General features: G+C 65.6%; 1 protein-coding gene. It reads right to left on the reverse strand.

Annotated features, from left to right (window positions below; genetic code table 11):
• Positions 1-926: chaperonin GroEL (gene groEL, locus IVA87_RS15845; RefSeq protein WP_247334141.1), on the reverse strand; the 926-nt coding region annotated here is incomplete at both ends.

Genomic DNA, 926 nt, shown 5'->3' on the forward strand with positions numbered 1-926 from the left:
AGCGCCTTGCGCACGATCTCGACGCCGGTCTTCTGGTCGTCGTTCTTGGTGCGCAGGCCCTTGAGCTGCTCGGAGGCACGGAGCAGGGCGACGCCGCCGCCCGGGACGATGCCTTCCTCGACCGCGGCGCGGGTCGCATGCATCGCGTCATCAACGCGATCCTTGCGCTCCTTCACCTCGACCTCGGTCGCGCCGCCGACGCGGATCACCGCGACGCCGCCGGCGAGCTTGGCCAGACGCTCCTGGAGCTTCTCACGATCGTAGTCCGAGGTGGTCTCCTCGATCTGCGCCTTGATCTGGGCCACGCGCGCCTCGATGTCGGCCTTCTTGCCGGCGCCGTTGACGATCGTGGTGTTCTCCTTGTCGATCATCACCTTCTTGGCGCGACCGAGCATGTTGAGCGTGACGTTCTCGAGCTTGATGCCGAGGTCTTCCGAGATCGCCTGGCCGCCGGTCAGGATCGCGATGTCCTGCAGCATGGCCTTGCGGCGATCGCCGAAGCCCGGAGCCTTGACGGCCGCGACCTTCAGGCCGCCGCGCAGGCGGTTCACGACCAGGGTCGCGAGCGCTTCGCCTTCCACGTCCTCGGCGACGATGATCAGCGGCTTGCCGGTCTGCACCACGGCCTCGAGCAGCGGCAGCAGCTCGTTCAGCGAGGAGAGCTTCTTCTCGTTGATGAGGATATAGGCGTCGTCCATCTCAACGCGCATCTTGTCCGCGTTGGTGACGAAGTAGGGCGAGATGTAGCCGCGGTCGAACTGCATGCCCTCGACCACGTCGAGCTCGGTCTCGAGCGACTTGGCTTCCTCGACGGTGATCACGCCCTCGTTGCCGACCTTCTTCATGGCGTCGGAGAGGAACTTGCCGATCTCGGCGTCGCCGTTGGCGGAAATGGTGCCGACCTGGGCGATTTCGTCGTTCGAGGT

The organism is Bradyrhizobium sp. 147 (assembly GCF_023073935.1).
In the GTDB taxonomy this organism is placed as follows: domain Bacteria; phylum Pseudomonadota; class Alphaproteobacteria; order Rhizobiales; family Xanthobacteraceae; genus Bradyrhizobium.